The organism is Pseudomonas sp. 8AS, from assembly GCF_902506505.1.
Lineage (GTDB): Bacteria > Pseudomonadota > Gammaproteobacteria > Pseudomonadales > Pseudomonadaceae > Aquipseudomonas.
This window is the reverse complement of sequence record NZ_LR733406.1, coordinates 1,092,298-1,118,111: the sequence shown is the minus strand read 5'-3', so window position 1 is coordinate 1,118,111 and position 25,814 is coordinate 1,092,298. Positions and strand designations below refer to the sequence as shown.

The following is a 25,814-nucleotide window of genomic DNA, read 5'->3' as shown; positions in this document are numbered from 1 at the left end:
CTTTTTGCCCAACCGCCCACAGGCTGGTCGCAAGCGCTGCTGGCGGTTTGGTTATTCTGGAGATGTGAAATGACTGTTGAATTTGCCCTGAATGCCGAAGCGCGTTCCGACCTGGGGAAAGGTGCGAGCCGCCGCCTGCGTCGTATCGCCAGCCTGGTTCCGGCTGTTATCTACGGTGGCGAGAAAGCCCCGCAATCGATCAGCCTGCTGGCCAAAGACCTGGCCAAGCTGCTGGAAAACGAAGCTGCCTTCAGCCACGTGCTGACCCTGAACGTTGCCGGCACCGCCGAAACCGTTCTGATCAAGGCCCTGCAACGTCACCCGGCCAAAGGCTTCGTGCTGCACGCCGACTTCGTTCGCGTCGTTGCCGGCCAGAAGCTGAGCGCCCACGTTCCGCTGCACTTCATCAACCAGGAATCCTCGGTTGGCGTGAAGCAGCAGGGCGGCGAAGTGTCCCACACCATCGTTGAAGTCGAAGTTTCCTGCCAGCCGCAAGACCTGCCGGAATTCATCGAAGTCGACCTGGCCCAGGTCGAAGTCGGTCAGATCGTTCACCTGTCCGACCTGAGCCTGCCGAAAGGCGTCGAGCTGGTGGCCCTGGCCCACGGCAACGACCTGGCTGTTGCCAACATCCACGCTTCGCGCGTGAAGGAAGAAAGCGCCGAGTAATATCTCGCCGCTCTTCCACAATCAGGGCTCCTGACGTGACTGCCATTCAACTGATCGTCGGCCTGGGTAATCCAGGCCCCGAATACGACCAGACCCGGCATAACGCAGGGGCCCTTTTTGTTGAGCGCCTGGCCGACCGCGAACGCGTCAGCCTGAGCCCCGACAAAAAGTATTTTGGCCTGGTGGGCAAGTTCAGCCATCAGGGCCGCGACGTTCGTCTGCTCATCCCCACCACCTTCATGAACCGCAGCGGCCAGTCCGTGGCGGCCCTGGCGAATTTCTTCCGGATCCCGGCGGACGCCATCCTGGTGGCCCACGACGAACTCGACATGCCTCCCGGCGTCGCCAAACTCAAACAGGGTGGCGGGCACGGCGGGCATAACGGGCTGCGCGACATCATCGCCCAGCTCGGCAACCAGAACAGCTTCCACCGCCTGCGGCTCGGCATCGGCCACCCCGGGCACAGCAGCCTGGTCTCCAACTTCGTCCTCGGCCGCGCCCCGCGCAGCGAGCAGGAACTGCTGGACGCCAGCATCGACTTCGCCCTCGGCGTCCTCCCGGAAATGCTCGCCGGCGAATGGACCAAGGCGATGCACAAGCTGCACAGCCAGAAAGCCACCTAATCACTTTTCACCGCCTTATCGCGCGAGGGACACACCATGGGATTCAACTGCGGCATCGTCGGCCTGCCCAACGTCGGCAAGTCCACCCTGTTCAACGCCCTCACCAAATCCGGTATCGCGGCAGAGAACTTCCCCTTCTGCACCATCGAGCCGAACAGCGGCATCGTGCCGATGCCCGACCCGCGCCTGGCGGCGCTGGCCGAGATCGTCAAACCCGAGCGCGTCCTGCCGACCACCATGGAGTTCGTCGACATCGCCGGCCTGGTCGAAGGCGCCTCCAAGGGTGAAGGCCTGGGCAACAAGTTCCTCGCCAATATCCGCGAGACCGACGCCATCGCCCACGTGGTGCGCTGCTTCGAAGACGACAACGTGATCCACGTGTCCAACAGCGTCGACCCCAAGCGCGACATCGAGATCATCGAGCTGGAACTGATCTTCGCCGACCTCGACAGCTGCGAGAAGCAGCTGCAGAAGGTCAGCCGCAACGCCAAGGGCGGCGACAAGGACGCCGTGGCGCAGAAAGCCCTGCTGGAGAAGCTCATCCCCCACTTCACCGAAGGCAAGCCGGCGCGCACCCTGCTGAAGACCCTGGGCGACGACGAGAAGCAGCTGGTCCGCGGCTTCCACCTGCTCACCAGCAAGCCGGTGATGTACATCGCCAACGTCGCCGAAGACGGCTTCGAGAACAACCCGCTGCTCGACGTGGTCAAGACCATCGCCGCCGAAGAAGGCGCCATCGTCGTGCCGGTGTGCAACAAGATCGAGGCGGAAATCGCCGAACTCGACGACGGCGAAGAGAAGGACATGTTCCTCGAAGCCCTCGGCCTCGAAGAGCCCGGCCTGAATCGCGTGATCCGCGCCGGTTACGAGCTGCTCAACCTGCAGACCTACTTCACCGCCGGGGTCAAGGAAGTGCGCGCCTGGACCGTACGCGTCGGTGCCACCGCCCCGCAAGCGGCTGCCGTGATCCACACCGACTTCGAGAAAGGCTTCATCCGCGCCGAAGTGGTCGCCTACAACGACTTCATCCAGTACAAGGGTGAAGCCGGCGCCAAGGAAGCCGGCAAATGGCGCCTGGAAGGCAAGGACTACATCGTCAAGGATGGCGACGTCATGCACTTCCGCTTCAACGTGTAAGCATTTGATCGCGCGCGGAAATTTTCGCAAAACAGGCTTGACAGCCTGACGCCCGACGAGAATAATGCGCGCCTCAAGCGGCTACGTAGCTCAGTTGGTTAGAGCACGGCATTCATAATGCTGGGGTCCGGGGTTCAAGTCCCTGCGTAGCCACCATACAAAACAAAGGCTTACCTTCGGGTAGGCCTTTGTCGTTTCTGGCCTCCAGAAAAACCTCCTGCTCCGCAGCCAGACCGCCCCCTATAATCCGGCCAGTCAACACACCAGCCAGACCCAATGCGGAAAAAGACCGGGATACCGATGCGCAGGACGTGACGAGACACCGGCACGCTCGGACAAACGGAAGATAAAAGTGAAAGACGACTTCGAGAATATCCGGGCGGAACGTGACACCCCGCTCTACCGGCAAACGCCGACCAGCAATCACGCGGGGCTCTGGAAGCAGATCGCCCTGGGCATCATCGTCGGCTATTCGGTGCTCGGCATACTGAGCGCGGTTGGCTGGCTGGTCTTCCTGAAGCTCGCGATGGGCACCCTGCAGATCGACATTCCCTGAAGCCGACATAGGCCAACCGGAAAGCCGAAAACACAGCCACATCAGGAAATGCCAGGGCATATCCCGGCAAAGCGCCCCCGAGGGGAAAGACTCCAGCGCCAGCCGGACAATCAGCCCAGACGCGCCAACACCCCGTGCGCCACCACCCTGGTGGTCTCTCCCGCCAGGTCAGCGCGCCACTCCTCGCGCAGGAAGCCTTCGACCGCTCGCTCCACGCGCTGGGCCAGATCGTCGCGCTGCCAGTGGTGGCGCAGCAGCAGGGCCGCGCTGAGGATGGCCGCCAGCGGGTTGGCCCGGCCGCTGCCGACGATGTCGGGGGCGCTGCCGTGCACCGGCTCGGCCAGGGCCAGGCCATTGCCCCAATTCAGCGAGGGGGCGAGGCCCAGGCCACCGCCCCAGTGGCAGGCCAGGTCGGAGAGGATGTCGCCGAACAGGTTGCTGGTGACGATCAGGTCGAACGCCTCGGGTTGCGCCACCAGCTGCAAGGCCGCGACATCCACCAGGCGCTCGTCCAGCTGGGCGCCCCAGCCGGCCGCCTCGAGCCCTGCGCGGCAGGTGTCGCGGAACAGGCCGCAGGTCAGCGGCAGCACATTGGCCTTGTGCACCAGGGTGATTCGCCGCGCCTGGCGCTGCGCCGCGACCTCGCCCGCCATGCTCGCCAGCCGGCCGCAGGCGACGCGACTGATGACCCGCTCGGCAATCGCCACGCCCTCCTCCTGCCAGTGCTCGCGGCCGCTGTAGAGCCCCTCGCTGTTCTCGCGCAGGATCAGCAGATCCACTCCGGCCTTGGGCGAAACCTGCGGCCAGCTGCGCACCGGGCGCAGGTTGACGTTGAGGCCGAGCCGCTGACGCAGGGTGAGGATGGCGCTGCGATAACCGGGCACCACGCCACTGGGCGAGGAGACCGCGCCGAACAGGCCGGCCCCGCAGCGCTGCATGGCCTGCAGCGTGGCCTCGGGCACCGCGACGCCGTGGCGCTGGAAGCAGTCCCAGCCCGCCTCGGCCTCGACCAGGTTCAGCCCCGGCAGCAGGCGCTGCAATACCGCGACGGCCACCGGCACCACTTCGCGGCCGATGCCGTCGCCGGCAATCACGCAGAGTGAATGGTTCATGCTCGGCTCTCCTGTAGGCGACCAGCCAGCAACAGCCCCAGCAGGATCAGACCACCACCGATCCAGTGGTAGGCCTGCAACCCCTCGTCGAGCAGCAGCCAGGCCAGCAGGGCGGTAAACACCGGCATCAGGTAATTGCTCATGGCCGTGCGCGCCGCGCCCAGCTCGCGCAGACCGATATTCCACAGATGGTAGGCGATCACCGAGGCAAACAGCGCGGTGTAGCCGATGGCGCCGAGATTCGCCGGGCTGGGCTCGAAGCGCGCACCCCGCATCAGATCCCAGGCATACAGCGGCGCGAGCATGAGCAGGCCGAGCAGCACCAGGGCGCCCAGCAGGGTGAACGGCGGCAGCTGGAAGTAACGACTCCAGCGCCGCAGCAGCAAGGAGTACAACGCCCAGTCCAGGGTCGCCAAAAGCATCAGCAGATCCCCCTGGGCGAACGACAGGCTGCTCAGCACGCCCCAGTCGCCCTGGCCGATCAGCCAGAACAGGCCCAGCAGCGCCAGCCCCAGGCCGAACCAGGCACGCCGTGCCGGCCATTCGCCCAGCAGCAGGCCGGCGCCGATGAAAGTCGCCAGCGGCAGGCAGGTGCTGACCAGGCTGAGATTGATCGCCGCGGTACTCAGCGCCGCGGTATACAGCAGGCAGTTGTACAGGCTGATGGCCAGCAACGCCGCCACCCAGAGGCGCCAGCCCGCGGCGCGCAGGACCTGGCGATGGCGCCAGAGCGAGGGGCCGACCAGCGGCAGGAGGATCAGCAGCGCCACCGCCCAGCGCCAGAAGGCCAGCGACAGCGGCGGGATCGGCCCGCTGAAGGCCCGCGCGACCAGCGAATTGCCGGCCCAGAACAGGCTCGCCAGGGCCAGACCGAGCCAGGCGAGGAGCTGCGGGCGCGCCACCTCAGGATTGCCCGAGCGGGCGCATGCGGTACTGGGGCGGCAGTTGTTCGAGGCCGCTGACGGTGACGTTGAGGTTCTTCCAACGACCGTCCTTGATGCCATAGATGCAGCCGTGCACGGCGATCTCCTGGCCGCGGTGCCAGGCGTTCTGCACGATGCTGGTGTGGCTGACGTTGGCCACCTGATGGATCACGTTGAGCTCGCAGAGGCGGTCGACCTTTTCCTCTTCGCTATCGAACTGGGCGAAATGGTCGCGGTGCTCGTAGTAGAGGTCGCGGATCGAGCGCAGCCAGCCGTCTATCAGGCCGAACTGGCGATCCTGCATGGCCGCCCGCACCCCGCCGCAGCCATAGTGGCCGGTGACCAGGATGTGTTTGACCTTGAGCACGTCGACCGCGTACTGGATCACCGACAGGCAGTTGAGGTCGGTATGCAGCACCACGTTGGCCACGTTGCGGTGGACGAACAGGTCGCCGGGCAACAGGCCGACGATCTCGTTGGCCGGCACGCGCGCGTCCGAACAGCCAATCCACAGGTATTCCGGGGCCTGCTGCTTGGCCAGCGTGGCGAAGAACTCCGGGTCTTCCTGATTGATCGTCTCGGCCCAGCGCGCGTTGTTGTCGAACAGGTGCTGCAGATCGTTCATGGCGGCTCCTTGCATTAGTCGATCAGGGTGCAGGCCATCACCAGGGCATCCTCACGCCCGCCCGGCGCCGGGTAGTAGTCGCGGCGCCGGCCGATCTCGTTGAAACCGTAGCGCTCGTACAGGCGGTAGGCCGACTGGTTGCTGGCGCGCACTTCGAGGAAGCACTCGCCGGCGTTCAGCTGCATGGCCCGGCGCATCAGGTGTTCGAGCAACTGCAGGCCGTAGCCCTGGCCCTGGCTCTGCGGGCGCACGGTGATATTGAGCAGGTGCGCCTCGTCGATGATCACCTGGATCACCCCGTGGCCGACCTGCTCCTCACCCTCGAACATCACCCAGCAGTCGTAGGACTTCAGGCCGTCCTCGAAGATGCCGCGCGTCCAGGGATGGCTGAAGGCGGCCGCTTCGATCTGCAGCACGCGGTCGAGATCCGCCGCGGTCATCGGGCGGAAGGTAATGGCGTTGCTCATACGACAGGTTTCCAGCGCTGCATGATCCGGCGCATGGCCTGCCACAGCTCGCGCTTGCGTTCAGGCTCATCCATCAGCAGCTCCAGGCCCGGCAAGGCCCAGGCCGCGCCCAGGCCATCGATAGTCAGTTCACGGTTGAAGGCCTCGGCATCCGCTTCACCGGCGAAGCGCACGGCCGGCAGGCCGATCAGCCACAGGCAGGCACAGGGCTGGCTTTCCAGCTGGCCGGCGAGCACGCCCTGCACATAGTCGCGGGCGGCCTCCGGGCCCTGGTCGAGGTTGCCGCGGGTCAGCAGCGGCCAGCGAATCGGCGAGCCGTCGCCAACCTGCTGCGGGCTGTCCGGCAGGCCGGCGGCGCGCAGCAGGTCTTTCAATAAGAGATAGGCCGGATCGCGGCTCTGGAACGACTCGCCGGTAGGCAACTCGACCAGCAGCGCGCAATCGCCGGCGCGCAGCAGTTGCAGGGCGAAGCGCGGCGGTGCCACGGGCGCTGCCCGGGGCGGCGCCGGGGCTTCTTCTTCGGCAGGAGCCGGCTCGGCCTTGATCATCGGCTTGGGCATCGGCACTGCCGGGCGCGGCACCTCGACGTTCGGGCGTGGCGCCGGCGCCTCCTCAGGTGCGACAGCAGGTGCAGCCGCTAGCGGTGCTGCAGCCGTTGGCGCAGGCTCGGGCAATGGCTGCAGCAGCTCGGCCCGCGACGGCGCGGCAAAGGGCAACACACTGCGCGGCAGCCAGCTGACCACCTGCATGGCGGTCAGATAGGCACGGCGACGAGCTTCTTCGATCAAGGCTGAGAGTTCCTGTGGCGGGCAGCGGGCCCGCACTGATGGGCGGGAATTGTGGCCTGAATCGCCGCTTCGGGGAAGGCCGCCGGGCGTTTCGACACCCGGTCGGCCAGTCCTGCACCTTTGCAGTACAATTCCGCGCTTTATAAGAAAGCGCCTGCCGAACGGATGCCCCGATGATTGACCCCAAGCGCGTATTGCGCGCCCTCGCCGAGCACTGGACGCTGCTCGAACCGCTGTGCGAGCGCTTCGACGCCGGCACCCTGAGCCTGGTGGAGCTGCGCAACCAGCTCGGCACGCAACTGCCCGAGGGCAGCCCCGCCGATATCACCGCCCTGCTCGACCAGTGGATCCGCCTGGACATTCTGGTGCCGGTGGCCAAGAGCCCCAACCGCTTCGAGCTGAACGCGCAGATCCACGACTTCCTCGCCTACCTGCGGCGCGAACACCGCCTGGGCCTGTGCCTGGAGATCGAGGCCTACCTGCGCCACCTGGAGCGCCTGGCCGGCTATATCCAGGACGCCTTCGAAGTGCGCGACGGCAACGACCTGGCGCGCCAGTTGCGCCTGCTCGATATGCGCGTGCGCGACGTGCTGAAGAAACTGGCCAACGACGAGCAGGCACTGGTCGGCGTGGCCGAGCGGGCCAAGACCAGCGACCGGCAGATTCCGCTGCGCCAACGCTACGCCGAGGTGCTGGCGACCTGGGACGAATACGTCGAACCGATGATCCAGCTGGTCGCCGCCGATGGCGCCTTCGAGCAGGGCGTGCGCCGCGTCGAGCAGGTGCTGCTGCGCCTGCTCGGCGAACAGCAGCGCCTCGGCCAGCTGGTCGACGACGACCTGCTGCTACGCACCCACGCGCGCATCCTGGAGATGCAGACCACCGCCCAGCTGACCCTGCGCAAGGCTCGCGAGCTGCTGCTGCCGCTGCGCGAGGAGGCGCGTCGGCACAATGCCGTGACCCGTGGCGCCGCCCTGGCCCTGTCGGTGATCCGCAAGAAGGGCCTGGACGCCCTGCCGCAGGCCTCGCTACCGCTGTTCAGCCGCCCGCAGAGCACCTTCCTCGGCACCGCCAGCCAGGTGGAAAGCTACGTCTACGCCCTCGCCCGCTTCCAGCCCAAGCCCAACCAGTTCCCCAGGGCCAGCGCCACCCGCAAGGGCGCCGCGCCGCAGGCCCCGCGCACCGCCCGCGAGATGATCGAGCGCTGCGAGCAGGCCCTGCCGCTGCCGGACCTGATGACCTGGCTGCTGCAGCAGGAGCCGGAAGGCGCCACCGACGAGCTGCTCTACTGGTTCTCGCGCCTGTCACGCGACGGCCGCTTCCAGCGCGAGCGCCTCGAACGCCGCGACTACCTCACCCGCGAGCATCAGGTCAGCCTGAGCTCCTATGCCCTGATCAAGCCGGCCGGGAAATCCGCATGAATATCGACCTGAAAGAACTGACCCTGCTCGCGCCAATCTTCCGCGAGCTGTTCAAGGGCTACCACATCAGCCGCAGTCACCCGGAGCTGTATACCCAGCTGTCTGCCCAGCAGGACGCCTACCGCGCGCTGTTCAAGTCGCTCGGCTACGAGCTGGTCTGCGACAGTCGCGGCTTCTACTACTTCGTGCCGGAACAGATGGGCGCCCAGGTGAACAAGACCGCCCAGCGCCTGGCGCTGTTCACCTTCATCCTGGTCGAGCATCTGGCGGACCAGGGCCGCGACCCGCTGGCCGTGCTCGATGGCGGCAGCCTGGGCCGCGACGAGCTGCCACCGCTGCTGGACAAATACAAGGATCTGTTCCTCCAGGCCGAGGTCACCAGCCAGGACGAGCTGGAAGAGAAGGTCATGCGCCGCCTGACCCAGCTCGGCTTCGCCAGCGAGGACAACGGCGTGTACCGCTTCCTCGCGCCCATGCACCGTTTCCTCGACGTGTGCCTGGCCGTGCAGCAGGACCGCGACCTGGCGGCCAGCCTGCACAGCAACCTGCCGCTGCCGACGCCGGAGCTGGTGGTCGACGAAGCCGAGGAGGACATCGTGCGCATCGAGCCGCTGACCGATACAGCGGAAGAATCCGAGGAAGAGGCCCTGGCCCGCGCCATGGCCGAGGAACGTGACGCCCAGGAGATCGACGCATGAGCCAGGAACGCTACGGCATCCGCCGCTTCGCCCTGCTGAACACCGCCGGCTACAGCCTCGGCATTTTCCCGCTGGAGAACCCGCTGTCGGTGTACGGTGCCAACAACCTGGGCAAGTCGGCGTCGATCAACGCGCTGCAGTTCCCCATCCTGGCGCGCATGTCGGACATGAGCTTCGGCAAGTACAGCCTGGAAGCCTCGCGCAAGTTCTACTTTGCCTCCGACACCAGCTACATCCTGGTCGAGGTCGCCCTGCCCCACGGCCCGCACGTGATCGGCGTGGCCGGCCGCGGCCCCGGTGGCGGCTTCGGCCACCAGTTCTTCGCCTACCAGGGTGAACTGGATCTGGCCCACTACCAGCAGGACGGCACCTGCCTGCGCCAGCGCGAGCTGTTCAAGAACCTCGGCCAGGCCGGCATCGTCGCCTATGAGCTGAAACCCGAGGAACTGCGCCGCCTGCTGGTCGGCGGCCACACCTCGATCCCGCTGGACCTGACCCTGATCCCGCTGCGCTCCACCAGCGAGCAGAGCCTGAAGACCTTCCGCGCGCTGTTCATCAACCTGCTGCATATGCGCGAGATCACCGCCGCGAAGCTCAAGCAACTGTTCCTCGACGCCTTCGAGCACAGCCTGCGCTCGGGCAGCGTCGACTATATCGCCGCCACCGAAGAGGCCTTCCGCGACGTGCGCCGCATGGAGCAGGACTACCAGGCACTGGTCGCCGCCGGCCCCTTGGTCGAGGCGCTGTCCGGCGGCGTGGCCCAGCGCGAACTGCTGCGCGGCAAGCTGCACCGCCTCTCGCCGCTGCTGGATAATCTGCTGGGCGCCTGGCAGGACTACTCCGGCGCGCGCAAGGAAGAGCTGGTGATCCAGGCCGAGCACTACAAGCGCGAACAAGATGGCCTGCAGAACGAGCAGCGCGGCTCTACCTCCGAGCTGATGCGCCTGGAGCGCGAGATCAGCGAGATCCAGCGCTGGCTCGGCGAGCTGGCGGTGCTGAAGAACCGCTTCGCCCTGGTCACCGACGCCAAGGTGCTGGAAGAGCAGCTGCTCGCCGCCAAGGACGCCCACGACGAGCTGGCCGGCGCCCTGGCGCAGTCGCGCCAGTTCTCCGCCGAGGACCTGGACGAGCGCCTGCGCGATCTGGAGAAACGCCTGAAGTCGGTCAGGCAGCAGCTCGACCACGCCGATAACAACAGCTACTCGCGCCTGCGCGAGGAGTTCAGCCAGGCCGACGTCGACCGCCTGATGCGCCTGTTCAACGGCCAGCTGTTCAGCCTGCCGCTGGGCGAGAAAGGTATCCAGGCCGAGGGCGACGACTGGGTCAAGGCAGTCGAGGCCGTGCTGAACCGCTTCAAGGGCGAGACCTTCGCCGTGCCGGGTCTGTCCATCGACCTCTCGCACATCGAGCCGCCGGCCCTGCAGGCGCTGGCTGACCGCGCCGCCCTGCGCGACCAGCGCGACCGCCTGGAGCGCGAGCTCAAGCAACTGAAGACCCAGCAGGCGGTGGCCAACGACCGCGCGGCGAGCAAGGCCCAGGCCGAGCAGCTGTACCAGGCCGTGCTGGATGCGCAGAAGGCCCTGGAGGACTTCCGCAAGAGCCAGACCCTGGCCGCCGAGGAGCCGGCCAAGCTGGAGCAGCTGGCCGTGGCCGAGGCCGCCCAGGACGAACTCAAGCGCGCCACCGACGCCTTCACCGAGCGGGTGCAGCAGCTGTCCGCCAAGCTGCAGCTGGTCGGCCGCCAGCTGGCCGACCTGGAAGCCAAGGAGCGCACCCTGGAAGATGCCCTGCGCCGCCGCCAGCTGCTGCCGGCCGACCTGCCCTTCGGCACGCCGTTCATGGAGCCGGTGGACGACTCGCTGGACAACCTGCTGCCACTGCTCAACGACTACCAGGACAGCTGGCAGGCGCTGCAGCGCATCGACGGCCAGATCGACGCGTTGTACGCCCAGGTGCGCCTCAAGGGCGTGGCCAAGTTCGACAGCGAGGATGACCCGGAGCGCCGCCTGCAGTTGCTGGTCAACGCCTACGCGCATCGCCAGGACGAAGCCCTGACCCTGGCCAAGGCGCGTCGTGCCGCGGTCACCGATATCGCCCGGACCCTGCGCAATATCCGCAGCGACTACGACAACCTGGAACACCAGCTAGCGCTGTTCAACCGCGAGATCAACAAGCGTCAGGTATCCAATCTGGAGAGCTTCCGCATCGTCCTGGCGCCCAACCGCGACGCGCTCAAGCACATCGACCAGATCATCCACAGTGCCGGCCAGTACGAGGAAGGCGAGACCCTGTCGGTGTTCGACCTCTCCCAGAGCGCCGAGCAGGATGCCAAGAACGAGGAAGCCAAGGACTACCTGTCGCGCCTGGTCGCCGCCAACGGCAACCAGTTGGGCCTTAAGGACCTGTTCGAACTGGCCTTCGAGATCACCAAGGTCGGCGGCGCGCCGGTGATGCACACCGACATCGATGGCGCCGCCTCCAACGGCACCACCATGACCATCAAGGCGCTGACCAACATGTACCTGCTGCTGCACCTGATGGATCGCGAGCAGGCCGGCAAGGTGCGCCTGCCCTACTACCTCGACGAGGCGGCGGACATCGACGAGCGCAACCAGCAGGCGCTGATCGAGACCAGCCTGCAGCTGGGCTTCGTGCCGATCCTGGCGTCGGTGAAGCCGCAGGTCTCGGCCCATGTGGCCATCGACCTGGAAGGTGGCAGTGGGCCGAACGGCATCTACATCGACGAGGCGGACTGGAAGTTCATCAAACGCCGCGAAGTGGTGAAAGCCATCGAGCCGCTAGGCGAACCGGCCTGACCCACCCGCCAGAAACGACAAGGGCCGCGCAATGCGGCCCTTTCGTTATCTGGCGATCGATCAATCGTCGCGATGGTCTTTGAGAATCTGGCCAGTGGTGGCGTCCAGCTCCAGGTCCCACTGCACGTTCTTTGCGTCGCGCAGCTCGACCTGGTAGATGTAGCGGCCGTATTCCTCTTCCAGCTCGGTCTCCTCGACCTTGCTGCCAGGATGCTTGGCCAGGGCGGCTTCGTTGAGCTTGTCGAAGCTCTGGATGGTGCCGGCGTCGCGCAGTTTCAGCGCTTCGTCCGGCCCCAGATCGCGGGCCTGGGCAAAACCGGCAGTGGCGGCCAGGGCGGTGATGGCAAACAGGGCAGTCAGCTTGTTCATGTTCGGTCTTCGCTAGAGGTAGTTGGTTTCGACAGGAACCAAGATAGCCAAGTCGACTTAACTCAAACTGAATCCGCCCGTCTTCCTCGCCTCACTTGTCCAGCACGATCTTCGGCGCCCACTTCAGCCACTCTTCGCTGACTTCATCGTTCAGCGCATAGGTCTGCCCCGGCCTGGCCGGGCCGCCCATTTGCGGGTTGTCCGGGGTGGCGAAGGCGATCCCCCCCTCGAGCAAGGCCTCCAGCGACTCGGTACGCACCTTCACCCCCTTGAACAACCCGGCTTCCACGCCGATGCCACTGGCGTTCCAGAACCGGCTGCCGCTGCGCACCAGGGGCGCATAGCGCGGCTCGATGAGGATATGGACCAGCACCCGGTCGGAAGTCGGGCCCAGTTCAAAATGAGTCACCTTGCCTACCGGCACCTCGCGGTAGCTGACCACCACCCCAGGCTTGATCGAGCCGCGCCGCGCGGTGCTCAGCACCACCCGCAAGCCGGTCTCGCTCACGCCGCGTGTAGGTGCCTCCGCGTGGGCCTCGAAATAGCTCTGGGCTTTGCCCGGCTTGTCCGCCGGCTGAACTTCCAGGTACTGGCCACTGACCAGGGTTTCCAGGTTGGCGGTACGCGCCAGCCCCAGCTCCGGCTTGACCACCCAGAAAGAGCTGCCGACGCTGGCAATCCGTGCGGATGCCTTGGTGATCCGCGCATTGAGCAATACGGCCTGCAGATCCTCGGTCAGTTCCACCGTTTCGATCTTGCCGACCTCCAGCCCCTTGTAGCGAATCGGCGTACCCGGATTGAGGCCGTCACCGCTGCCCACCTTGATCTGGATCGCCACGCCCTCCTGCAGCGCACTCTCGCGGTCGTCATGCAGGGTGAAGCGCTGGATCTTGCGGTTGACCGGCGCCTTCAGATCCGGAGTATCGAAAGACACGCCACCGGCCAGCAGGCTCTGCAGCGACTCGCTCTTGACCTCGATCCCCGACAGCCCGCCCGTGAGGCGGATGCCGCTGGCATTCCAGAAGCGCGTCGAGCTGTTCACCAGATTGGCGTACTCGGGCTCGATATGCGCACCCAGCACGACCCGCTTCTGGTCGCGGGCGAACTGATAGCTCTGGATGCTGCCGACCTTGACCTGGCGATAGAGGATCGGACTGCCCACCTCCAGCGAGCCCAGGTTTTCGCTGAACAGCACTAGGTGCAGTCCAGGCGCGCCCAGGTCCAGGGGCGGCGCCTTGTCCCGGGCGACGAACTCGCGCAGCTGCGCAGCGCCCTTCTCCCCCGGGCGAATGGCGATGTAGTTCCCCTTGACCAGGGCTTCCAGGCCCGTGATACCGGCCAGCGAAATCGAAGGTTTGACCATCCAGAAATCGGTGCCTTCGACCAGATAGTCTTCGGTACGCGGATCCAGCATCAGCTCCACGCTGGCGCCGGTAAGATCCTCGTCAACCTTGAAGGTCTTCATGTAGCCAACCTGGATGCCCTTGTACATCACGGGCGTACGACCCGGTTCGAGGCCTTCAAAGTCGCGCAATTTGAGGGCGACCTTGATGCCTGCCTGGGCATCATCGAAGTCTTCGTAAAGCCGGAACGGCAGGCTAGGATCTGTGGCTGGGCTGTCCTTGCGGTGCTCTGGAGTGGCGAAGGCGATGCCGCCGGCGACGATGCTTGCCAGCGACTCGGTACGCACCTTGACGCCGGAAAGACCGGCGTCGATGGTCATGCCGCTGGCGTTCCAGAAGCGCGTGTGTTTGCGTACCAGGGAGGCATATTCCGGCTGGATGAATACCTTAACCTCGACCGTGCTCTGATCCTCGCCCAGCGTATAACTCTTCACCCGGCCGACCTGGATCTGCTTGTAGAACACCGGGCTGTCGCGATTCAGCGAACCCAGCCGGTCCGCCTTGAGCGTGAGGTGCAAGCCAGGAACAGTATCCGCCAGAGGTGGCGGCTCGGTCAGTGCGGTGAACTCGCGTGCCGGCTCGCCGTCGCCGGGGCTGGCGGTAATGTAGTTACCGGAAACCAGGGTTTCCAGACCGGTAATGCCAGCCAGCGAGACACTCGGCTTGACCAGCCAGAAGCGGGTATTGCTGCGCAGGTGCCGCTCGACCCGCTTGTCCATCTCGATGCTCGCGCGCACCCCGCGCAGCTTGCCGCTGTCATCAATCTCCAGACCGACCACCTTGCCAATCGGCATGCCCTTGAAGATCACTTCGGTCTTGCCGGCCTGAATCCCGTCGCCGCTGGGGAAATACACCTGAATCTCGATGCCAGCCTGGTTGTAGGCACGCCAACCGAGCCAGCCGCCGATCAGCAAGGCAATCAGCGGTAAGACCCAAATAGCCGACCAGTTGGTGGTGCGGCGGGTTTTGGCTGTATTCAGCTCGGTCATGATCGAGATCAGACTCCATTCCAGAACAAACTAGGGCTGGGGAAACGCCCCCGCAGAAGCAACAGTCGGCAGACCACCAAGCCTGCCTGCATGAGCTTGAGTAGAGCAATGAAGCATAAGGTATGGCAAGGCAGGAAGCAGCACCGGCGTCCCGGTTCAACAGTGCCAATCAGTTTTTGTCGCCCAAAGACAAACCCCCGACCATCTTACGATGATCGGGGGTTTGGGATAGGAGCTTGACGATGACCTACTCTCACATGGGGAAGCCCCACACTACCATCGGCGATGCGTCGTTTCACTACTGAGTTCGGGATGGNCCGAACACCAGGGTGGCGGCGATACGGTTGAGCGTGTGCATGGGAACTCCTTGTGCTGGATTGTCCTAGGGTAGACGTTGCCTTCTGACCACTCGGGTTAACCGAGGTTGCATCGGCGCTGCAGGGTGCCCGGCCTGGCCTCCGGGCCTGCGGCAACTCGCCGCAGGCCCGGAGGCCAGGCCGGGCACCCTGCAGCGCCGATGCAACCTCGGTTAACCCGAGTGGTCAGAAGGCAACGTCTACCCTAGGACAATCCAGCACAAGGAGTTCCCATGCACACGCTCAACCGTATCGCCGCCACCCTGGTGTTCGGCGTCATCGCCCTGACCAGCCTGTCGAGCCAAGCCGAAGAGGCCCGCTACAACCAGGTCGCCCTGCGCGCCGAAGTCGGCCAGGAAGTGGCCCACGACCGCATGTTCGTGACCCTCTACAGCGAGGCGCAGGACAGGGATCCGGGCAAGCTGGCCGCGGCCATGACCCAGACCCTGAACCAGGCCGTCGAACGGGCGCGCCGGGTCAAGGACGTCAAGGTCAGCCTGGGCAGCCGGCACAGCTACCCGGTATACGAGGATGAGGGCAAGAAGATCAGCGCCTGGCGCGAGCGTGCCGAAGTGCGCCTGGAAAGCGCCGACTTCGCGCCCCTGGCGCAGCTCAGCGCCGACCTGCTCGGCGAGCTGAAGATGGCCGAGATGAGCTTCGCCGTGGCCGACGAGACCCGGCAGAAAAGCGAAGACGCGCTGATCAAGGAAGCCGTGGCCGCCTTCAAGGCCCGCGCCCAGCTGGCCACCGAAGCTTTGGGTGGCAAGGGCTACAAGCTGGTCAGCCTCAACCTCAACAGCGGCGGCTTCCAGCCGGTGCAGCCGATGCGCGCCATGGCCATGGACAGCGGCAGCTTCAGCAAGAGCGCCCCGGCACAACAGATCGAGGCCGGCAGCAGCAAGGTGAGCATGGCGGCAGACGGGGTGATCGAGGTACAGATGCCCTGAGAACCTGCCTCGGATCTCTTGATCGTCGGCCATGCTGCGTTGCAACGCAGTAACAGCCGCAGGCTGATCAATTGGGCTCGGCAAGCCGCTTGCGGCTAACGCGCTTCAGCGCGACCCGGAGGGCGAGTGAAACGAGTACTGCTCATTTACAGCTCGTAAACTCCGCGCCCTCGCCCGATTTATTCGCTGGCGCTTACCCTTCGGGCCAGCCTGCGGCTGTTACTCCCGCTGGTCGTTGCGCCTTGCCTGGCTCTAGCTCAAAAGACCCCAAACAGGCTCTCAATCTGTGCACGGGCCGTTACCTGCGGTGACTCCGTGGGTAGCGACCAGCCAGGGCAACCACCGCCCGATTTGTAAAAATGCGACACCGACTTACAGCTTCCCCCCGTCTTCTACACTGATCCCGGCTTAACGTTGCCGCCCGGCATATGCCGTGCATGGTTTCGCGCAAGCGCCCACAAGGTGCTCCTCACGATGACAACCACAACAAACCTGAGGTCAACATGCGTAAAAACGCCGTCATCCAGACACTTCTCGCCGCCGGGCTGATCGCCTGCGCACCTTTTGCCAGCGCCGCCAGCAACCTGGTGTTCTGCTCCGAAGGCAGCCCCGCCGGCTTCGACCCCGGTCAGTACACCACCGGCACCGACTTCGATGCCGCCGCGGAAACCCTGTTCAACCGCCTGACCCAGTTCGAGCGTGGCGGCACCGCCGTGGTCCCCGGCCTGGCCGAGAAGTGGGATATCGCCGCAGACGGCCTCAGCTACACCTTCCACCTGCGCCCCGGGGTGAAGTTCCACTCGACCTCGTACTTCAAGCCGACTCGCGAATTCAACGCCGACGACGTGCTGTTCACCTTCCAGCGCATGCTCGACAAGGAGCACCCGTTCCGTAAGGCCTACCCCGCCGAGTTCCCCTACTTCACCGACATGGGCATGGACGCCAATATCGCCAAGCTGGAAAAGCTCGACGACATGACGGTCAAGTTCAGCCTGAACAATGTCGACGCGGCCTTTATCCAGAACCTGGCGATGAGCTTCGCCTCGATCCAGTCCGCCGAGTACGCCGAGCAGCTGCTCAAGGCCGGCCAGGCCGCCGACATCAACCAGAAGCCGATCGGCACCGGGCCGTTCGTGTTCAAGCGCTACCAGAAGGACGCGCAGATCCGCTTCACCGGCAACCAGGACTACTGGCTGCCGGAAGACGTGAAGATCGACAACCTGATCTTCGCCATCAACACCGATGCCTCGGTGCGCATGCAGAAGCTCAAGGCTGGCGAATGCCAGATCACCCTGTTTCCGCGCCCGGCCGACCTGGAGTCGCTGAAAAAGGACCCGAACCTGGCCATGCCCGAGCAGGCCGGCTTCAACCTCGGCTACATCGCCTACAACGTCACCCACAAGCCGTTCGACAAGCTGGGAGTGCGCCAGGCGCTGGACATGGCGGTGAACAAGCAAGCGATCATCGACGCCGTGTACCAGGGCGCCGGCCAGCTGGCGGTGAACGGCATGCCGCCGACCCAGTGGTCCTACGACGAGACGATCAAGGACCCGGCCTTCGACCCGGAGAAGGCCAAGGCCCTGCTCAAGGCCGCAGGCGTCAAGGAAGGCACCGAGATCACCCTGTGGGCCATGCCGGTGCAGCGCCCGTACAACCCCAACGCCAAGCTGATGGCCGAAATGCTGCAGGCCGACTGGGCCAAGGTCGGCATCCAGGCCAAGATCGTCAGCTACGAGTGGGGCGAGTACCTCAAGCGCGCCAAGGGTGGCGAGCATGACGCCATGCTGATCGGCTGGAGCGGCGACAACGGCGACCCGGACAACTGGCTGGGCACCCTGTACGGCTGCGATGCGGTGGACGGCAACAACTTCTCCAAGTGGTGCGACGCCTCCTACGACAAGCTGGTCCAGGCGGCCAAGCGCACCACCGACGTGGCCGAGCGCACCGCCCTGTACAAGCAGGCCCAGCACATCCTCAAGGCCCAGGTGCCGATCACCCCGATCGCCCACTCCACCGTGTACCAACCGATGCGCAAGAACGTGCAGGACTTCAAGATCAGCCCGTTCGCGCTCAACTCCTTCTACGGCGTCAGCGTCGGCAAGTAAGCGCTTGGCCGGCGTGCCCCGCACTGGCGGGGCTCCCGGCCGAACTGGCATCCTGCGCCCCTCGCCAGGGCGCACGCCATAGGTTCGCGCCGTCCACCCGGACGCGCAAAGCCGATCGATGCGGAGTAGCAACACACCATGCTGTCCTTCATAGCCAGACGCCTGGGGCTGCTGATCCCCACCTTCTTCGGCGTTACCCTGCTGACCTTCGCCCTGATCCGCCTGATCCCCGGCGACCCGGTGGAAGTGATGATGGGCGAACGCCGGGTCGACCCGCAGATGCATGCCGAAGCCATGCACCGCCTCGGCCTGGACAAGCCGCTGCCGGCGCAGTACCTGGACTACATCGGCCAGCTCGCCCAGGGCGACCTGGGCCAATCGCTGCGCACCCGCGAAGGCGTGTGGTGCGAATTCATCACCCTGTTCCCGGCGACCCTGGAGCTGTCCCTGGCCGCCCTGCTGTTCGCCGGCAGCCTCGGCCTGGTGGCCGGGGTGATCGCCGCGCTCAAGCGTGGCTCGTTGTTCGACCACGGGGTGATGGGCATTTCCCTGGCCGGCTATTCCATGCCGATCTTCTGGTGGGGCCTGCTGCTGATCATGTTCTTCTCCGTGTACCTGGGCTGGACCCCGGTGTCCGGGCGCATCGACCTGCTCTACGACATCACCCCGGTCACCGGCTTCATGCTCATCGATACCCTGCTCAGCGAGGAGCAAGGCGCCTTCGTCGACGCCCTCCGGCACCTGATCCTGCCGGCCATCGTGCTGGGCACCATTCCCCTGGCGGTGATCGCGCGGATGACCCGCTCGGCCATGCTCGAAGTGCTGCGCGAGGACTACATCCGCACCGCCCGCGCCAAGGGCCTGTCGCCGGCGCGCGTGGTGTTCGTCCACGGCCTGCGCAACGCGCTGATTCCGGTGCTCACGGTGTTCGGCCTGCAGGTCGGCACCCTGCTGGCCGGCGCCGTGCTGACCGAAACCATCTTCTCCTGGCCGGGCATCGGCAAATGGCTGATCGAAGCCATCGGCGCCCGCGACTACCCAGTGGTGCAGAACGGCATCCTGCTGATCGCCTGCCTGGTGATCCTGGTCAACTTCGTCGTGGATGTGCTCTACGGCCTGGTCAATCCACGCATCCGCCATCAACGTTAAGGAGGCCCGGACATGAGCCAATCCACCGCACTGCCCGGCGCCGACCAGGCGCTGCTCTACCCCTCGCCACTGAAGGAATTCTGGCAGGCCTTCGCCCACAACAAGGGCGCCGTCGCCGGCCTCGCGTTCATGCTGCTGATCCTGTTCTGCGCACTGTTCGCCCCCTGGGTCGCGCCGCACGCCCCCAGCGAGCAGTTCCGCGACGCCCTGCTCACGCCACCGGTGTGGCTGGAAGGCGGCCAGGCGCAGTTCCTCCTCGGCACCGACGAGCTGGGCCGCGACCTGCTCTCGCGCCTGATCCATGGTGCGCGCCTGTCGCTGCTGATCGGCCTGACCTCAGTGCTCCTGTCGCTGCTGCCCGGCGTGCTGCTGGGCCTCACCGCCGGCTTCTTCCCGCGCCTGCTCGGCCCCTCGATCATGCGCCTGATGGACGTGATGCTGGCCCTGCCCTCGCTGCTGCTGGCGGTGGCCATCGTCGCCATCCTCGGCCCCGGCCTGCTCAACACGGTGATCGCCATCGCCGTGGTGTCGCTGCCGTCCTATGTGCGCCTGACCCGCGCCGCGGTGCTGGGCGAACTGGGCCGCGACTACGTCACCGCCGCGCGCCTGGCCGGCGCCGGCACCCTGCGCCTGATGTTCGTCAGCGTGCTGCCCAACTGCATGGCACCGCTGATCGTGCAGGCCACCCTGAGCTTCTCCTCAGCCATCCTCGACGCCGCCGCCCTGGGCTTCCTCGGCCTCGGCGTGCAACCGCCCACTCCCGAGTGGGGCACCATGCTGGCCTCGGCGCGCGACTACATCGAGCGCGCCTGGTGGGTGGTGTCGCTGCCGGGGCTGACCATCCTGCTCAGCGTGCTGGCGATCAACCTGATGGGCGACGGGCTGCGCGACGCGCTCGACCCGAAACTGAAGAATGCGCAGTGAGGAGCCCGGCATGAGCCTGCTCGATATCCACAACCTCAGCGTGCGCTTCGGCGATGCCGCGGCCATCCCGGTGGTCGACGGCCTCGACCTGGCCGTGGACAAGGGCGAGGTGCTGGCCATAGTCGGTGAGTCCGGCTCCGGCAAGTCGGTGACCATGCTGGCCCTGATGGGCCTGATCGACGCCCCCGGCATCGTCAGCGCCAGCAGCCTGCGCTTCGACGGCCACGACATGCTCAAGCTCAAGGGCAGGCAGCGCCGGACTGTCGTCGGCAAGGACCTGGCGATGGTCTTCCAGGACCCGATGACGGCGCTGAACCCCAGCTACACCGTGGGCTTCCAGATCGAGGAAGTGCTGCGCCAACACCTCGGCCTCAAGGGCCAGGCCGCCCGCGCCCGCGCCCTGCAGTTGCTGGAACGGGTGGAGATCCCCGCCGCCGCCAGCCGCCTGGATGCCTACCCGCACCAGCTCTCCGGCGGCATGAGCCAGCGCGTGGCGATTGCCATGGCGATCGCCGCCGAACCCAAGCTGCTGATCGCCGACGAGCCGACCACGGCCCTGGACGTGACCATCCAGGCACAGATCATGGACCTGCTGCTCGACCTGCAACGCGATCAGGGCATGGGCCTGGTGCTGATCACCCACGACCTGGCCGTGGTCGCCGAAACCGCCGACCGGGTGTGCGTGATGTACGCCGGCCAGGCCGTGGAGATAGGCCAGGTGCCGGCGCTGTTCGATGCGCCGACCCACCCCTATACCGAAGCCCTGCTCAGGGCCATTCCCGAACACAGCCTGGGCGCCGCACGCCTGGCCACCCTGCCCGGCATAGTGCCCGGGCGCTACGACCGCCCCACCGGCTGCCTGCTGGCACCGCGCTGTCCGTACGCCCAGGAGCATTGCCGCGCCCAGCGCCCGGCCCTGGAAGCCCACGCGCGCGGCGCGGTGCGCTGCTTCTACCCCCTCAACCTGCCTCATAATCCAAGCCCGGAGGTGGCCCGATGAGCATCGTCCTCGAGGCCCGCGAGCTGACCCGCCACTACGAAGTCTCGCGTGGCCTGTTCAAACCCGCCGCCCTGGTGCGGGCCCTGAATGGCGTGTCCTTCTCGCTGAGCGCCGGCAAGACCCTGGCCGTGGTCGGTGAGTCCGGCTGCGGCAAGTCGACCCTGGCCCGCGCCCTGACCCTGATCGAGCAGCCCAGCGCCGGCAGCCTGCAGATCGCCGGCCAGGAAGTCGCCGGCGCCGACAAGGCCCAGCGCAGGCAGCTGCGCCGCGACGTGCAGATGGTGTTCCAGAACCCCTATGCCTCGCTCAACCCGCGGCAGAAGATCGGCGACCAGCTGGCCGAGCCGCTGCTGATCAACACGCCGCTGTCCCGGGCCGAACGCCGCGAGCGGGTGCAGGCGATGATGCAGCAGGTCGGCCTGCGTCCCGAGCACTATCAGCGCTACCCGCACATGTTCTCCGGCGGCCAGCGCCAGCGCATCGCCCTGGCCCGGGCGATGATGCTCAACCCCAAGGTGCTGGTGGCGGACGAACCGACTTCGGCGCTGGACGTGTCGATCCAGGCCCAGGTGCTCAACCTGTTTATGGACCTGCAGGAGCAGTATCAGACCGGCTATGTGTTCATCTCGCACAACCTGGCGGTGGTGCGCCATGTGGCCGACGACGTGCTGGTGATGTACCTCGGCCGCCCAGTGGAGATGGGCCCCAGCGAGGCGATCTACCAGCGCCCGCTGCACCCCTACACCCAGGCCCTGCTGTCGGCCACGCCGACCATCCACCCGGACCCGAGCAAGCCGAAGATCAAGATAGTCGGCGAACTGCCCAATCCGCTCGACCCGCCGCCCGGCTGCGCCTTCCACCAGCGCTGCCCGCACGCCAGCGCGCGCTGCCGCAGCGAGGTGCCGCCACTGCGCCTGCTGGAGGCGCGGCAAGTGGCCTGCCATCACGCCGAACGCATCAATGCCTGAGCCCGTCGCGGCGGGTTAATCGACAGCCTCGACCGGCATGGCCTTGCCAGCCTGGATACGGGTGAGAAAGACCGCATCGGAGCCCTGGTGATCGATCGGCGAGAACTCGACCCTGAAGCCGCCGAGGTCCGCGCCGAGGAACTCCAGGGCATTGATCAGGTTCGCCCGCGTCGGCTCGGCGCCGGCCTGGCGCAGGGCCTGGACGAAAACGGCCGCCCCGACATAGCCCTCCAGCGAGGTGTAGCCGATGTCGGCGTGCGCGATGTCGCGCCGATAATCCCTGATCAGGGCCTGCGAGGCATCCTGCGGCGACGGCATGACCTGGCTGATATAAACCCCGTCGCCATCCGCACCGGCCTCGGCGATGAAATTCTCGGTGCCGATGAACGAAACCGTGAAGAAGCGCGCCTTGCTGCCCAGCGCCCGGGCCTGCTTGATGGCCGTCGCCAGCTGCTTGTAGGTACCGACGAAGAAAATGGCGTCCGGCTCTGCCCGGTGCAAGGCCTCGACGGCCGGGGCAACCTCCAGCGAATTGCGCCGGATCCGCGCCTCCGCCAGGATGTGCATCCGGCGCTTGTGCAAGGCCCCCAGCAACCCGCCTTTGACCGTCTCGCCAAAGGAGTCGTCCTGCATCAGCAGCGCGATGCGCTCGATACCCAGGTCGCGGGTCATGCGCTCGACCATTGCCTCGGTTTCGTCGAAGTAGGAGGCGCGCACATTGAATACCCAGCGGTGTACCGGCGAGCGCAGCGCCTCGGCGCCGGTAAAGGGAAACAGGTAGGGCACCTCGGCCCGCAGGACGATGGGCATGGCGGCCCTGGACGTGGGCGTGCCGACATAGCCGAGCAGGGCGAAGATGCTGCCGGAGTCGATCATCTGCTGGGTGATCGCCGCGCTGCGCGCCGGCTCGTAGCCATCGTCCCGGCTGATCAGGACCAGCTGGCGCCCGTTGACCCCGCCGGCGGCATTGACCCTGTCGAAGTAGGCCTGCACGCCGGCCTTCATGCCGCTGCCCAGCCCGGCAGCCGGGCCACTCAGGGCGTTGACCATGCCCACCCGCACCGCGCCGGCCGTCACCCCGGGCTCGGCCCGGACGGCAACGGCGCCCAGCAGCAGGCCGGCAACCAACGCCAGCCGGCAGAGCTTCCGGCGCCCCATCAGGAAAACTCCAGGATTGCGCATACGGGGTGACGACTGGGGCCAGGCAAGACTGTGCATTCCTCTGGGGACGGACTTAAGCCGGGGGCGCACACGCGCGGCATCCCGGCCGACGAATTTTGTCAGTCTGGCTGAAGCCGGCACAAACTGCACGAGGCGCATGCCGCCCGGCAATCTGTTGCAACGCTTGCGGCAGGCGCTCAGCCGCGGAAGAAGCGGTAGAACTGGCGCAACTGCGCCTGGGCCTCGCCGAGGCCCAGCGGGGTGAAACGCAGCGCCTGCTGCGCCGGGCACTGCGCCAGGCGCCAGAGATCCAGCGGATGCAGCCAGCCGAGCAACGGATAGCCGCCCATGGTCTGGTGATCGGCCTGCAGGATGATCGGCTGGCCATCGGGCGGCACCTGGATGGCGCCGCGGCTCACCCCCTGCGACCACTGCCGCAGCGGTGCGCGCAAGGGCTCGCCCTGCAGACGGGCGCCCATGCGGTCGGACTGCGCGCTGAGCTGCCAGGGCTGGGCGAAGAACGCCTGCAGCTGCGCCTCGGCAAAGGCCGGCGCATCGCCGCCGATGATCACCCGCAGCAGCGGCGCAGCCCGGTAGTCGGGCCGGTAGCGCCAGGGCACGCTGGCGGCGCGGGTGAAGTGCGCGGCGGCGCAGGGCAGCAGGTCGCCGGCGACCAGCTTGCCGCCCTGCCCGTCCAGGCCACCCAGGCCTTCGCGCACCTGGCTGCTGATGCTGCCCAGCACCGGCGCGGCGCGAAAGCCGCCGGCCACCGCCAGGTAGGCGCGCTGGCCACTGCGGGCAAAACCCAGGCGCAGGCATTGCCCGGCGCGCAGGGCAAAGCGCGCCCAGCCCGGCAACGGCCGGCCATCGGTGCTGGCCGGCAGCTCGGCGCCGGTCAGCGCCAGCCAGGTATCGACCTCGGCACGCAGCTCGACATCGCCCAGGGCGACTTCCAGCAGCGGCGTGCCCCAGGGATTGCCCAGCAGGCGGTTGGCCCAGGCCGCGGCCTGCTCGTCCAGCGCCCCGCCGGGCGAGACGCCGAGGTGCTGCCAGCCGCGCCGGCCACCATCCTGCAGCAGGCTCAGCGGCCCGCCGCGCAGCACCCGCAGGCCGCTCATGGCGGACCGCCCGCCGCGCGGTAGGCGGCGGCGTCGATCGGCACGAAGCGCACCCGGTCGCCCAGCTGCAAGGGACAGGGCGGCGTGCGCCCGGCATCGAACAGGCGCCAGGGACACAGGCCGAGCAGGTGCCAGCCGCCAGGCGAGGCCTGCGGGTAGATCGCCGTCTGTCGCTCGGCGATGGCCAGGCTGCCGGCCGGCACCTCGGTGCGCGGCGTAGCCCGGCGCGGCAACTGCAGGCGCTCATCCAGTTCGCCCAGATAGGCGAAGCCCGGGGCGAAGCCGATGGCGCCGACCCGGTACTCGCCGGCCGCGTGCAGCTCGATCACCTGGGCGACGCTCAGCCGGCAGGCCCGTGCCACCTCGGCCAGATCCGCGCCGGCGTACCAGATCGGGATCTCGTGCCGGCGCCCCGCCTCGACCGCCAGCGGCTCGGCCAGCCAGCATTCGAGCAGCGGGGTCAGGCGTGCGGCCAGTTGCAGGTGGTCGGTACGCAGCAGGTCGTAGTGCAGCAGCAGGCTGGTCCAGCCCGGCACCAGATCGCTCAGCAGCGGCCCCAGTTCGGCGCGGATGCGTGCGGCCAGCAGGGCCAGACGCTGCGCCGACTGCGCGTCCGGCGCCTCGGCCAGCACCAGCAGCAGGGCTTCGGCGCCGGCCGGCTCAATGCGGATCATGCGGCGTCCAGCTGGGCCCGCAAACGCCGCAACACGGCCAGCGATTCGGCGTTGTCGCCGTGCACGCAGAGGCTGTCGGCGCGCAGCTGCAGGGGCCGGCCGTCGATGTCGGCGAACGGCTCACCGCGAGCGATGGCCAGCGCCTGTTCGAGGATGCGCGCGCCGTCCTGGTGCACCGCCCCGGCCAGGCGCCGCGGCGCCAGCTGGCCGTCGGCCAGGTAGGCGCGGTCGGCGAAGGCCTCGAACAGCAGGGGCACCCCGGCCGCCTGGGCCAGGCGCCGCTCGCGGCTGTTGTCGGCCAGGGCCAGGACCATCAGCGGCAAGCCCGCGCGGTAGCTGGCGCAGGCCTGCAGCACGGCAGTGAACAGGGCGTCGTCGCGCACCAGGTCGTTGTACAGCGCGCCATGCGGCTTGACGTAGGCCACTTGGGTGCCGGCCGCGCGGCAGAAGGCATCCAGCGCGCCAAGCTGGTACAGCACCAGGGCCGTGACCTCCTCGGCCGAGCAGGCCAGGTGGCGGCGACCGAAGCCCTGCAAATCGGGGTAGGACGGATGGGCGCCGATGCTGACGCCATGCTGCACCGCCAGGGCCACGCTGTGCTGCATGATCTGCGGGTCGCCGGCGTGGAAACCGCAGGCCAGGTTGGCCTGGTCGATCAGCGGCATGGCGTGCAGGTCGTTACCCATGCGCCAGGCGCCGAAGCTCTCGCCCATGTCGCAGTTGAGGAGGATTCTGTTCATATCGCCAAGCTTAGAGCCGCCGGGCGCCGGCGCCTAGCCCGGCAGCAGGCCGTAGGATGGGTTGAGCGCAGCGATA

At 66.8% G+C, this 25,814-nt stretch carries 24 protein-coding genes and 1 tRNA gene; 14 read left to right on the top strand and 11 right to left on the bottom strand.

Annotation, left to right across the window (positions count from 1 at the left end):
* The first annotated feature begins 69 nt into the window (after nt 1-69).
* The 5 genes from GV001_RS05175 (at nt 70) to GV001_RS05155 (ending at nt 2,985) form a co-directional block, all read left to right on the top strand.
* Entirely contained in the window at nt 70-669 is a 600-nt protein-coding gene (locus GV001_RS05175) for a 50S ribosomal protein L25/general stress protein Ctc (RefSeq protein WP_160078579.1), read from the top strand.
* A 35-nt stretch (nt 670-704) separates the two neighbouring features.
* Nucleotides 705-1,292: an aminoacyl-tRNA hydrolase gene (gene pth / locus GV001_RS05170; protein ID WP_160078578.1), complete on the top strand. Its 588-nt coding sequence runs from the start codon at nt 705-707 to the stop codon at nt 1,290-1,292.
* Between the two features lie 36 nt (nt 1,293-1,328).
* Nucleotides 1,329-2,429 carry a redox-regulated ATPase YchF gene (ychF, locus tag GV001_RS05165; RefSeq protein WP_160078577.1) on the top strand — a complete coding sequence of 367 codons (1,101 nt, stop codon included), beginning with the start codon at nt 1,329-1,331 and terminating at the stop codon, nt 2,427-2,429.
* A gap of 79 nt (nt 2,430-2,508) precedes the next feature.
* Nucleotides 2,509-2,585 (top strand) — tRNA-Met (locus GV001_RS05160).
* Between the two features lie 196 nt (nt 2,586-2,781).
* A complete protein-coding gene (locus GV001_RS05155) occupies nt 2,782-2,985 on the top strand; it encodes a hypothetical protein (RefSeq protein ID WP_160078576.1) in 204 nt (67 codons plus the stop codon).
* 110 nt (nt 2,986-3,095) lie between these two features.
* On the opposite strand, the gene GV001_RS05150 is transcribed toward GV001_RS05155, so the two are convergent.
* Genes GV001_RS05150 through GV001_RS05130 form a run of 5 tightly spaced genes read right to left on the bottom strand, consistent with a single transcriptional unit; the run spans nt 3,096 to nt 6,900 of the window.
* The gene (locus GV001_RS05150; protein WP_160078575.1) at nt 3,096-4,097 is read right to left on the bottom strand and encodes an isocitrate/isopropylmalate dehydrogenase family protein; all 1,002 of its coding nucleotides are present in this window, start codon (nt 4,095-4,097) and stop codon (nt 3,096-3,098) included.
* On the bottom strand, nt 4,094-4,999 hold the full coding sequence (locus GV001_RS05145; protein ID WP_256664868.1) for a DMT family transporter: 906 nt from the start codon (nt 4,997-4,999) through the stop codon (nt 4,094-4,096). Before GV001_RS05145 ends, GV001_RS05150 begins: the two co-directional genes overlap by 4 nt.
* Nucleotide 5,000: 1 nt before the next feature.
* A complete protein-coding gene (can, locus tag GV001_RS05140; RefSeq protein ID WP_160078573.1) occupies nt 5,001-5,645 on the bottom strand; it encodes a carbonate dehydratase in 645 nt (214 codons plus the stop codon).
* Nucleotides 5,646-5,659: 14 nt separating this feature from the next.
* Complete coding sequence (rimI, locus tag GV001_RS05135; RefSeq protein WP_160078572.1) at nt 5,660-6,112, bottom strand: ribosomal protein S18-alanine N-acetyltransferase; 453 nt, start codon at nt 6,110-6,112, stop codon at nt 5,660-5,662.
* Entirely contained in the window at nt 6,109-6,900 is a 792-nt protein-coding gene (locus GV001_RS05130) for an energy transducer TonB (protein WP_160078571.1), read from the bottom strand. The genes rimI and GV001_RS05130 overlap by 4 nt, the downstream gene beginning before the upstream one ends.
* A gap of 173 nt (nt 6,901-7,073) precedes the next feature.
* On the opposite strand from GV001_RS05130, the gene mksB reads away from it, so the two are divergent.
* The 3 genes from mksB to mksF are packed head-to-tail and all read left to right on the top strand — an operon-like array spanning nt 7,074 to nt 11,835.
* Complete coding sequence (gene mksB / locus GV001_RS05125) at nt 7,074-8,321, top strand: Mks condensin complex protein MksB (protein ID WP_160078570.1); 1,248 nt, start codon at nt 7,074-7,076, stop codon at nt 8,319-8,321.
* The gene (mksE, locus tag GV001_RS05120; protein WP_160078569.1) at nt 8,318-9,019 is read left to right on the top strand and encodes an Mks condensin complex protein MksE; all 702 of its coding nucleotides are present in this window, start codon (nt 8,318-8,320) and stop codon (nt 9,017-9,019) included. The genes mksB and mksE overlap by 4 nt, the downstream gene beginning before the upstream one ends.
* Nucleotides 9,016-11,835: an Mks condensin complex protein MksF gene (gene mksF, locus GV001_RS05115; RefSeq protein ID WP_160078568.1), complete on the top strand. Its 2,820-nt coding sequence runs from the start codon at nt 9,016-9,018 to the stop codon at nt 11,833-11,835. Before mksE ends, mksF begins: the two co-directional genes overlap by 4 nt.
* Before the next feature lie 60 nt (nt 11,836-11,895).
* Here the strand turns inward: mksF and GV001_RS05110 are convergent, their stop codons facing one another.
* Both GV001_RS05110 and GV001_RS05105 read right to left on the bottom strand, forming a co-directional pair.
* The gene (locus tag GV001_RS05110) at nt 11,896-12,204 is read right to left on the bottom strand and encodes a PepSY domain-containing protein (protein ID WP_160078567.1); all 309 of its coding nucleotides are present in this window, start codon (nt 12,202-12,204) and stop codon (nt 11,896-11,898) included.
* A gap of 91 nt (nt 12,205-12,295) precedes the next feature.
* Nucleotides 12,296-14,596, bottom strand: a complete 2,301-nt coding sequence (locus GV001_RS05105; protein WP_160078566.1) for a PqiB family protein — start codon at nt 14,594-14,596, stop codon at nt 12,296-12,298.
* A 589-nt stretch (nt 14,597-15,185) separates the two neighbouring features.
* On the opposite strand from GV001_RS05105, the gene GV001_RS05100 reads away from it, so the two are divergent.
* The 6 genes from GV001_RS05100 (at nt 15,186) to GV001_RS05075 (ending at nt 22,045) form a co-directional block, all read left to right on the top strand.
* Complete coding sequence (locus GV001_RS05100; RefSeq protein ID WP_160078565.1) at nt 15,186-15,899, top strand: SIMPL domain-containing protein; 714 nt, start codon at nt 15,186-15,188, stop codon at nt 15,897-15,899.
* Between the two features lie 503 nt (nt 15,900-16,402).
* On the top strand, nt 16,403-18,004 hold the full coding sequence (locus tag GV001_RS05095; RefSeq protein WP_160078564.1) for an ABC transporter substrate-binding protein: 1,602 nt from the start codon (nt 16,403-16,405) through the stop codon (nt 18,002-18,004).
* Between the two features lie 138 nt (nt 18,005-18,142).
* The gene (locus GV001_RS05090; RefSeq protein WP_160078563.1) at nt 18,143-19,153 is read left to right on the top strand and encodes an ABC transporter permease subunit; all 1,011 of its coding nucleotides are present in this window, start codon (nt 18,143-18,145) and stop codon (nt 19,151-19,153) included.
* Between the two features lie 12 nt (nt 19,154-19,165).
* Complete coding sequence (locus tag GV001_RS05085) at nt 19,166-20,077, top strand: ABC transporter permease subunit (protein ID WP_160078562.1); 912 nt, start codon at nt 19,166-19,168, stop codon at nt 20,075-20,077.
* A 10-nt stretch (nt 20,078-20,087) separates the two neighbouring features.
* Nucleotides 20,088-21,077 carry an ABC transporter ATP-binding protein gene (locus GV001_RS05080; RefSeq protein WP_160078561.1) on the top strand — a complete coding sequence of 330 codons (990 nt, stop codon included), beginning with the start codon at nt 20,088-20,090 and terminating at the stop codon, nt 21,075-21,077.
* Nucleotides 21,074-22,045 carry a peptide ABC transporter ATP-binding protein gene (locus GV001_RS05075; RefSeq protein ID WP_160078560.1) on the top strand — a complete coding sequence of 324 codons (972 nt, stop codon included), beginning with the start codon at nt 21,074-21,076 and terminating at the stop codon, nt 22,043-22,045. Before GV001_RS05080 ends, GV001_RS05075 begins: the two co-directional genes overlap by 4 nt.
* A 15-nt stretch (nt 22,046-22,060) precedes the next feature.
* On the opposite strand, the gene GV001_RS05070 is transcribed toward GV001_RS05075, so the two are convergent.
* The 4 genes from GV001_RS05070 to GV001_RS05055 all read right to left on the bottom strand — a co-directional run bounded on the left by GV001_RS05070 (nt 22,061) and on the right by GV001_RS05055 (nt 25,738).
* Entirely contained in the window at nt 22,061-23,203 is a 1,143-nt protein-coding gene (locus GV001_RS05070) for an ABC transporter substrate-binding protein (protein WP_160078559.1), read from the bottom strand.
* Between the two features lie 200 nt (nt 23,204-23,403).
* Nucleotides 23,404-24,324 carry a biotin-dependent carboxyltransferase family protein gene (locus tag GV001_RS05065; protein WP_160078558.1) on the bottom strand — a complete coding sequence of 307 codons (921 nt, stop codon included), beginning with the start codon at nt 24,322-24,324 and terminating at the stop codon, nt 23,404-23,406.
* Nucleotides 24,321-24,998, bottom strand: coding sequence for a 5-oxoprolinase subunit PxpB (gene pxpB, locus GV001_RS05060; RefSeq protein WP_160078557.1), 678 nt, complete (start codon nt 24,996-24,998; stop codon nt 24,321-24,323). The genes GV001_RS05065 and pxpB overlap by 4 nt, the downstream gene beginning before the upstream one ends.
* Complete coding sequence (locus tag GV001_RS05055) at nt 24,995-25,738, bottom strand: 5-oxoprolinase subunit PxpA (protein ID WP_160078556.1); 744 nt, start codon at nt 25,736-25,738, stop codon at nt 24,995-24,997. The genes pxpB and GV001_RS05055 overlap by 4 nt, the downstream gene beginning before the upstream one ends.
* Between the last annotated feature and the right edge of the window lie 76 nt (nt 25,739-25,814).